At 40.5% G+C, this 3021-nt stretch carries 2 protein-coding genes; both read left to right on the forward strand.

The window, feature by feature from the left end; all coding sequences use genetic code 11:
- Positions 1 to 433: 433 nt before the first annotated feature.
- Entirely contained in the window at positions 434 to 1648 is a 1215-nt protein-coding gene (locus CK510_RS28660) for a sigma-70 family RNA polymerase sigma factor (RefSeq protein ID WP_095724874.1), read from the forward strand.
- A 5-nt stretch (positions 1649 to 1653) separates the two neighbouring features.
- A complete protein-coding gene (locus tag CK510_RS28665; RefSeq protein ID WP_095724875.1) occupies positions 1654 to 2826 on the forward strand; it encodes a DUF1822 family protein in 1173 nt (390 codons plus the stop codon).
- The last annotated feature ends 195 nt before the right edge of the window (positions 2827 to 3021 follow it).

Below are 3021 nucleotides of genomic sequence, written 5' to 3' on the forward strand. Positions count from 1 at the left end.
CACAAAAGCTTATAAGATAATGAATAGTTTTTGTATTTCCCTCATCGTAATACCAGTATTATTTTAGACATAAACTTTAGGAACAATAAAAGTGAACAATTGTCCGTGGATAGCGATCGCATTAACCCCCCAATTAAACAGTCTGGGTTTCTTCAATAAATTATGCAAACATTGCGAAAAATTCAGTGCTGGGATTTGGCTCGACTGTACCTCCTCTAAAGTTGTATAAATCAGAAAGTGAACTTTTGTAAAAGGTGGACAAGAATGGGATTGATTTTGATTAAGTGGGATTTGTCAATCTGTTGAAAGTAGTAAAAATGTTGTTTTGGTAGATAAAGAGGGATTAATTACCGACAAATTCGACTTTTCAGCAGTTCTAAACTTTAATTACGACGTAATTTTCTAAAATATGCATTCTTCGGGAAATTAAATTATGCGATCGCGGCAAGATATTATAGAATTATTTTCAAGCTTCCTACAGTTTGAGGCAGATAGGGCGAATGGTTGGGTTATTGATGGGAGATTGCGGCGAAATATCAGAAACTATCAAGGAACTCTCACCGAAGCTGAACCATCCCACAATTATTGGGTGGTTTACTGGTACAAATTGTGGAGTCATCAACCAGAAGGTTTAGCAAAAGGGCATTTATCAGCTTACTTACAAGAAGCTTGTTATTGGGCAGCTCAGAAAACCATAACTAGTATTACCACAACCCAATACACCTTATCGGATTGCTTTCAAATGGCGATCGCACGGGTTGATAAAGTCTTAAAAGGGTTTAAACCAGAAGTTGGATTTAGTCTTAGTAGTTATGCTAGCGCAATTTTTAGTAGCGAACTCAAAGAAATGTTGCGTCAGCAGAAGGAAATTGATATATGTACAAATTGGCGACTATTACGGAAAATAACACAAAAGCGGTTAGTTGAGTCATTGGAAAATGCGGGATTGAGAGCAACAGAAATAGCGAATTATGTTTTAGCTTGGAAATGCTTTAATTCTTGTTACATACCCCAACAACCCAAGGGAACCCGAAAACTTCCCAAACCCGATGATGCAACCTGGGATGCGATCGCAAAAATGTACAATTCCCAGCTTCATAGCTTACCCAATCCCGTTGCTGAATCCAGCAAAGAAACAATGGAAAAATGGTTGGTTGCGACAGCAAAAGCTACCCGTGCTTACTTATATCCCAGTTTTACCTCATTAAATGCACCCAGAGGAGATGAAAATTCAGCAGAATTCATTGATAATTTAGCAGATAATCTACCTGGACTCAAACAAGAATCCCTACTCTCAGAATTCATTGCCGAGGAAGAACAAAATGATCGACAAGCACAATTAAAGAATATGGGTAATATTCTAGCAGTAGCAATCAACGAACTCGACTCAGAAACACAGCAAATTTTCCAACTTTACTACGCAGAAGAATTGACACAACAGCAAATAGCCAAGCAACTAGAAATCAAACAATATACAATTTCCCGACGTTTAACCAAAGCACGGGAAACCTTACTCATCAAGCTAGCAAACTGGAGTCGAGATACCCTGCATATTTCCCTAAACTCGACGGTACTCAATTATATCAGCACCGTTATGGAGGAGTGGTTAAAAAGTTTTTACACCCGTCCTCTCACCCCGCAGGAGTAATAATTATGACTTTTAACCCATCTTCAACCTTAACCGAAACATCCCAAGTCTTGTTAGAAATCGAACCAGACGAAACTACCAAAGCTTGGCAGCAAACCACAAAATTTTCCACCCCCAATAACCACTGGAATGCCTACCTCAACCGTTTGAGTTTGAATATCTTATTACCTTGGTTGCGAGAAGAATACGCACCCGAAGCTAGTGTATTTCCCAACAATTCATCCCTAGCAAGCTTCTGGGAAATTACCAATGGTACAGCGATAAATTGCCAAGCTGGACGTATCGTAATTATCCCCAGCGAAGCCATCGATTTAAGCGAAATGCGGATACCCCAAGAATGGGTAGACATTCCCACTTGGGCAGCAGAATACTACATTGCCGTTCAAGTCGAACCCGAAGCAGGTTGGTTACGAATTTGGGGATATACAACCCATGCTCAACTGAAAGCAAAAGCAATATACGATCCAAGCGATCGCACTTATTCCCTCAGCCAAGAAGAGGTATTTTCCAACATCAACCTACTCTGGATAGCGCGTCAACTTTGCCCCGATGAAGTCATCCGTGCCGAAATTCCCGTATTACCAGCATTACCCCCAACACAAGCCGAAAACCTCCTGCAAAGACTCGGTAATCCCGAACTTTTTATGCCCCGAATGGCGATACCATTTGCAACTTGGGGTGCATTGCTAGAAAATAGCGATCGTCGGCAAAAATTGTATCAAATGCGTCAAGGAATGCCCGCACAATTCTCAGTACTCGATTGGATGCAGCGCGGTGTATCCGATTTAGCAGAAAATATTGGCTGGGGCAAAATGGAAATTCAGCCTAGTTTGGTTGGTTCTAGGAGTTCGGAGTTAGGGGAAGCAGTTACAGCACTGGTGCGGGAATTAACAATTGATGGTGGTAAGTATGAATTGCGTGTGTCACCAAAAGTTAATAGTACAGCGTATATTTGGCGAATTGAATTACGAAATGCGATATCAGATGGATTAATTCCTGCTGGGTTTAAATTACGTTTACTCACAGAAGATTTACAAGCTTTTGAAAATAATGAAGATATTGCCACAACAGCAGTCGAACATTTATTTATTGAAGTTGAATTGACTCCAGGGGAAGGTTTAGTTTGGGAGGTTGAACCAACACCAATCGAATCGAATGGGGAAATTTTGAAGTTTTAGGATGATTTTTCGTCAGAAGGAATAAAGACGATTCTATGAGATGTTTAGAGTATATACAGCACTTCCGTCTGTAATGAGTTACATATAAAGAGGTACATATAAAGAGATAAAAACCGCAGATATAGACGCTACTCTGCGAGAAGTCTCGCTAGCCTACGGCAACCTCTCCGATGTACGCTCGTCTAATGCGGCTAC

It is taken from the genome of Brunnivagina elsteri CCALA 953 (assembly GCF_002289455.1).
GTDB classification, from domain to species: domain Bacteria; phylum Cyanobacteriota; class Cyanobacteriia; order Cyanobacteriales; family Nostocaceae; genus Brunnivagina; species Brunnivagina elsteri.

Bases quoted from the DNA above. Each gene is read 5' to 3' on its own strand.
- CK510_RS28660 (WP_095724874.1), top strand. From the start codon at position 434: ATGCGATCGCGGCAAGATATTATAGAATTATTTTCAAGCTTCCTACAG.
- CK510_RS28665 (WP_095724875.1), top strand. From the start codon at position 1,654: ATGACTTTTAACCCATCTTCAACCTTAACCGAAACATCCCAAGTCTTG.